This window comes from Desmonostoc vinosum (assembly GCF_059505385.1).
In genome coordinates this window covers 1-6,430 of sequence record NZ_JCACKM010000251.1, presented here as the reverse complement: position 1 = coordinate 6,430, position 6,430 = coordinate 1, and the positions used below count along the sequence as shown (strand labels likewise).

The following is a 6,430-nucleotide window of genomic DNA, read 5'->3' as shown; positions in this document are numbered from 1 at the left end:
ACCACTGATTTGGAGTACCGAATTCAGTGGGGGACGAGGGCGCGAATTAGTTAAATATTGATTTCTTTAGTTTATCTAAAATCACATCTAAGTTAGAGAGTTACCTTTCTAAGATAGAGGCAGTAGCAATCATCAAATTGCCGCGCACAATTACAACCTAATTAACAGGCAGTCGTTAGGGAGAACACAGCAATGGCTAAAATGTCAGAATCTTTGGATTTGTCTATCCAAGATGCTACAGACAAAGCTCTAGATCGTGATTGTACAACCTTATCGCGTCATGTTCTACAGCAACTTCAGAGTTTTTCAGCAGATGCACAAGATTTAAGTGCGCTGATGAATCGTATTGCTCTTGCGGGTAAATTGATTGCTCGTCGCCTCAGCCGTGCAGGATTAATGGAAGGCGTTTTAGGATTTACTGGGGAAGTCAATGTGCAAGGAGAATCCGTTAAAAAGATGGATGTCTATGCCAATGATGTTTTTATCTCAGTATTTAAGCAAAGCGGCTTAGTTTGTCGTTTGGCTTCTGAGGAAATGGAGCAACCTTACTACATTCCAGAGAACTGTCCTATTGGTCGCTATACACTTTTGTATGACCCAATTGATGGTTCATCGAATACAGATACCAATCTCAGTTTGGGTTCTATTTTTGCGATTCGGCAACAAGAAGGCAACGATAGTGATGGTCAGGCAACCGACCTACTTACTGATGGACACAAGCAAATTGCCGTTGGCTACATCCTGTATGGGCCTAGTACAATGCTAGTCTATACTATAGGTAAAGGGGTTCATTCGTTTACCCTTGACCCTAGTCTAGGAGAATTTATCCTCACAGAAGAAAATATCCGTATTCCCAACCACGGTGCTATTTACAGCGTTAATGAGGGTAACTTTTGGCAGTGGGAAGAATCAATTCGGGAATACATCCGCTACGTACATCGTACAGAAGGCTATACAGCTCGTTATAGTGGGGCTATGGTCAGCGATATCCATAGAATTTTGGTACAAGGGGGTGTGTTTCTTTACCCAGGAACAATTCAAAAACCCGAAGGTAAATTGCGTCTGCTTTATGAAACGGCTCCTTTGGCCTATTTGATTGAACAAGCAGGTGGTCGTGCTACTACAGGGTTGGTAGATATTTTGGATGTTGTGCCGAAAAAATTGCATCAACGCACACCTCTGATTATTGGTAGCAAAGAGGATGTTGCCAAGGTGGAGTCTTTTATTCAAAACGGGCACTAAGCTGTGACACATTTAAATTGCGTGGTTGTCATTTGTCATTAATGTTTACAAAGGACAAAGGACAAATAACAGAGCTTAGTACTACTGAGTGGAATTGAAAATTTGTCTTGAAAGCACATCTTTTCTTTCCCTACTCCCTACTCCCCACTCCCCACTCCCCATTCCCCATATTTCTTGAAAGGTCTGTTGCAAAGGGAAATCTTGCTTATAACTTTCGCAAAACTCACAAAAAGGCAGTCTCAAGTAAAAGATTTTATTACATCCGTAGGCAAGAGACGTTTATTCTAGTATTTTTTACTCAGGGCTCAGAACTGTTTCAACTCAGGAGGTCATAGCAAGGGGATTAAGCAAATTTGGAATTATTGCTTGCTGGACTAGAGAGAACAAAGCATCGACGGCAGCAATAGGAAGCTCACTATAAAAATTTAGGATTGGGAATGCAAAGTAGCGCTTTTTGAAAGTGAATTAAAGACTATCTCAGTTGGTCGATGCAATTAAGTGATGGGCAACGCCAAAATGCAAAAGCTACCGTCAACAATCAGCGAGCAGTTATCGGCTGTTGATCACTGAATAACTGTTTTAACACTTGATAGATTTTGTCAACGTCACTTAGAAACATCATTATACAGGAGTGAAATCAACATCAGCTATGGCAACCAATCATCTACTGGAAATTAAAGAATACGGTCAAAGTATCTGGATGGATAATTTGAGCCGTGACATCATTCAATCAGGCGAATTGAAAAACCTGGTTGAAAATCAGGGAATCTGTGGAATTACTTCTAATCCAGCAATTTTTGAGAAAGCGATCGCAGGCAATGCCATTTATGATGCGGATATAGAAGCCGGAATTCGTGCCGATTTACCAACATACAAAATTTACGAATCACTAGTGTTTGCAGATATCCGCAATGCTTGTGATATCTTGCGTCCAGTATATGAAGCCTCGAATAGGCAAGATGGTTATGTGAGTATTGAAGTCCCACCAACTATCGCCCATGATACCCAAGCAACAATCACCGAAGCCCGTCGCTATTTCCAAGAAATCGGACGGGAAAATTTGATGATTAAAATTCCCGGTACAGAGTCCGGTTTACCAGCCGTAGAACAGGTAATAGCTGACGGCATTAACGTCAACATCACCTTACTATTTTCTGTACAAAGCTACATCAACACAGCTTGGGCATATATTCGCGGCTTAGAAAAACGAGTCAGTGAAGGTAAGGACATCAGCAAAATTGCCTCAGTAGCTAGCTTTTTCCTCAGCCGCATCGACAGCAACATCGACGCCAAAATTGATGCTAAGTTGAAGGCAGGCGTTGATGACATTGCCATAGAAGCCAAGCTCAAAGCTGTCAAAGGCAAAGTTGCGATCGCCAACGCTAAAATTGCCTACCAAGAATATAAGAAGATTATAGAGAGCGATCGTTGGCAAGCTCTAGCAGCAAAAGCAGCAAAAGTACAACGGCTACTGTGGGCCAGCACCAGCACCAAAGACCCCGATTACAGCGATGTGATGTACGTCGATGAGTTAATTGGCCCAGATACCGTTAACACCTTACCACCAGCAACAATTAAAGCTTGCGCTGACCACTGCGATGTCACTAATCGGATAGAAACAGGCACACAAGAAGCTGAACAGCTAATCGAAAGCCTCAAAGATCCCGACATCAACATCGACATCGATGTCGTGATGGACGAACTACTAACTGAAGGAATCGACAAATTTGTCCAGCCCTTCCAGTCCTTGATGAACTCTTTAGAAGAGAAAATCAAGGTATTGTCACCAGTGTAGGTATTAAGGACTAGGGACTGGGGACTAGGACTAGAAAAATATCTTCCCAATTCCCCAGTACCCCAATTCCCAATTCCCCAATTCCCCAGTACCCCAATTCCCAAAAATTACTATGGTTAGTCTGCTAGAAAATCCCTTGCGCGTAGGTTTGCAACAGCAAGGGATGCCCGAACCTCAAATTATAGTTATCTTTGGCGCTTCTGGTGATCTGACCTGGCGCAAATTAGTTCCAGCACTTTACAAATTGCGACGAGAAAGACGCATTCCACCAGAAACTACTATTGTGGGTGTGGCACGTCGAGAGTGGAGCCACGAATACTTTCGCGAGCAAATGCAGAAGGGTATGCAAGAGGCTCATAGCAATGTTGAACTCACCGAACTCTGGCAAGACTTCTCTCAAGGTTTGTTCTACTGTCCTGGAGACATAGATGACCCTGAAGGCTACCAAAGACTGAAAACCCTGTTGAGCGAACTAGACGAAAAACGGGGCACACGAGGCAACCGAATGTTCTATCTCTCCGTTGCCCCAAAATTCTTTCCTGAAGCCATCAGGCAACTGGGTACAGCGGGAATGCTAGACGACCCGTACAAACATCGTTTGGTAATTGAAAAACCCTTTGGTCGAGACTTAGCATCAGCTCAAAGTCTCAACAAAGTAGTACAAAAATTCTGTAAAGAGAACCAAGTTTACCGCATTGACCATTACTTGGGTAAAGAAACAGTCCAGAATCTACTGGTGTTTCGCTTTGCCAATGCGATTTTTGAACCGCTGTGGAATCGTCACTTCGTTGACCACGTACAAATTACCGTAGCAGAAACCGTAGGCGTAGAAGACCGAGCTGGCTATTACGAAACCGCCGGCGCACTGCGGGATATGTTGCAAAACCACCTCATGCAGCTGTACTGTTTGACAGCAATGGAAGCGCCAAATTCCATGGATGCTGACAGTATCCGTACAGAAAAAGTTAAAGCGCTGCAAGCAACCCGTTTGGCTGACGTTCACAACTTGTCACGTTCAGCAGTGCGTGGTCAATATAGTGCTGGTTGGATGAAAGGTCAACCCGTACCTGGATATCGAGAAGAACCAGGGGTTGATCCCAACTCTACAACACCCACCTATGTAGCCATGAAGTTTTTAGTTGATAACTGGCGCTGGCAGGGTGTTCCTTTCTATCTGCGGACTGGCAAACGGATGCCGAAAAAGGTGAGCGAGATTTCAATCCATTTCCGTGAAGTTCCTTCTTTAATGTTTCAATCTGCTGCCCAACAGAGAAACGCCAACATTTTGGCAATGCGAATTCAACCAAATGAAGGAATTTCCTTGCGTTTTGATGTCAAAATGCCAGGGGCAGAATTCCGTACTCGTTCCGTTGATATGGACTTTAGTTATGGTTCCTTTGGTATCCAAGCAACTTCTGACGCTTACGATCGCCTCTTCCTCGATTGTATGATGGGCGACCAAACATTATTCACACGGGCAGACGAAGTAGAAGCAGCTTGGCAAGTAGTCACCCCAGCCCTTTCTGTTTGGGATGCACCCGCCGACCCAACCACCATTCCCAGGTACGAAGCCGGTACTTGGGAACCAGCAGAAGCAGAATTTTTAATTAATCAAGACGGTCGTCGCTGGCGCAGACTGTAAAAATTTAGTCATTGCTCATCCGTCATTAGTCATTGGTTATTAGTCTTAAGACAAAGGACAAATGACTAATGACAAAGAACAACCGATAACTGATAACTGACAAATACTATGACTCCCCAAGCCCCAACAATTTTTTCACTACAAGCACCAAAGGATATTTCGCTGACAGAAATAGAAGCGGAACTTAATCAAATTTGGCAAAGTTACGGTATTACCGGTGAAGACGGTGGGCTACCTGCTGCCACCCGTGCAACAACATTTACCCTGGTAGTTTACGAACCAGAAGAGACTCAGTATTTATTAGCTGCTTTAGGATTTTATAACGGCCCCATTGATGGGATTTTAGGCCCCCAAATGGAAATAGCACTGCGAGAGGTGCAGAGAAAATATAAGTTGCCCGAAACTGGAACTACAACACCTGAAACTCTCGCTGTATTACGGGAAGAATTCACCAAACGTCAAGGAAACGCAGTTGGGGAAAATGGTTCTAGTGGTGTTGGCTATAGCTTAAATGCCAGCAGTCCCAGAATTGCTGATGAAATTGCTCTGCGTAACCCCTGCCGCATCATTGCTCTGTGTCCCATTGCCGGGGAAGATGAGGGTGTCAAAGCTCAAGTTTCTGCCTATTGCCCCATCCAAAAGCAATCCTCAAGTACACTTATCTGTTGTGAATACATCACTCTCAGTGGTACTGCTGCTGCTTTAGAACGTGTGGGTGGGATGATTCCAGCATTGTTGATTGGTGGTTTACCCAAGTTTCTGTGGTGGAAAGCAACACCAGACCCAAATAACGGTCTGTTCAAGCGATTAGCAGTAGTCTGCAATAATGTAATTGTCGATTCTTGCAACTTTAACGAGCCTGAAAGTGATTTACTTAGTCTTCAAGAGTTGGTAGAAACAGGCATTCCCCTCGCTGACCTCAACTGGCGTCGCCTCTCAGCATGGCAAGAATTGACCGCTGAAGCTTACGACCCACCAAACCGTCGTGATGCTCTGCGGGAAGTTGACCGCATTACCATTGATTACGAAAAAGGCAACCCCGCACAAGCTTTACTGTTTTTGGGTTGGTTAGCTAGTCGCTTGGAATGGCTACCAGTGTCTTATCAAAAGGAAAGTGGAGACTACGAAATTACTCGAATTCGCTTTGTGGCCAAAGATCAGCGACAAGTGGAAGCTGAACTCGCAGGAGTTCCAGTCGCTGATATCGGTGATATTATTGGCGATTTGATAGCGTTGCGCCTCAGTTCTACTAATCCCAAGGCTGACTGTGGTACGGTTATTTGCTCAGAAACTGGTGGTTGTATGCGGATGGAAACTCACGGTGGTGCCCAGTCGGCTGGTTTGTTCCAACAGGTGAGTTCTCTTTCGGAACAAAAGGCGGAAGTTCTGTTGAGTCAACAGGTACAACGCTGGGGTCGTGAGTCCCTCTTTGAGGAAAGCTTAGCGCTGAGCGCTCAGATTCTGAAATTAGCAGCTTAAACAGCCATGTTGCCTCACACCTACCCGATAGGGAGGTGTCGAGACGGCAGTCGCTACAAGTCGGGAAACCATAGAGGACGCAAGAAATCTACTACTACGCTCTCTGTTGGACAGGAAGCCCACACTGTACGCGAAGCGTCAGTGTAGGTAGTTCACAAACTAATAATTAAAACTTACGCAAAACATGACGAATGTAGCGGTAATTCATGAATTACCGCTACACGCGAATAGTACGAGAGCTTGGTAGCCCCTCGGCTTTAGCCAGGGGTGGA

General features: G+C 44.6%; 4 protein-coding genes. All 4 read left to right on the top strand.

What is annotated here, in order from left to right:
* Positions 1-192: 192 nt before the first annotated feature.
* The 4 genes from fbp (at position 193) to opcA (ending at position 6,158) form a co-directional block, all read left to right on the top strand.
* Positions 193-1,242: a class 1 fructose-bisphosphatase gene (gene fbp / locus AC5JMF_RS28155; protein ID WP_495799010.1), complete on the top strand. Its 1,050-nt coding sequence runs from the start codon at positions 193-195 to the stop codon at positions 1,240-1,242.
* A gap of 649 nt (positions 1,243-1,891) precedes the next feature.
* Entirely contained in the window at positions 1,892-3,037 is a 1,146-nt protein-coding gene (tal, locus tag AC5JMF_RS28150) for a transaldolase (protein ID WP_495799011.1), read from the top strand.
* Between the two features lie 112 nt (positions 3,038-3,149).
* Positions 3,150-4,679: a glucose-6-phosphate dehydrogenase gene (gene zwf / locus AC5JMF_RS28145; RefSeq protein ID WP_495799009.1), complete on the top strand. Its 1,530-nt coding sequence runs from the start codon at positions 3,150-3,152 to the stop codon at positions 4,677-4,679.
* 108 nt (positions 4,680-4,787) lie between these two features.
* Positions 4,788-6,158 (top strand): glucose-6-phosphate dehydrogenase assembly protein OpcA, encoded by a 1,371-nt coding sequence (gene opcA, locus AC5JMF_RS28140; protein ID WP_495799008.1) that lies wholly within the window; start codon positions 4,788-4,790, stop codon positions 6,156-6,158.
* Positions 6,159-6,430 lie beyond the last annotated feature (272 nt).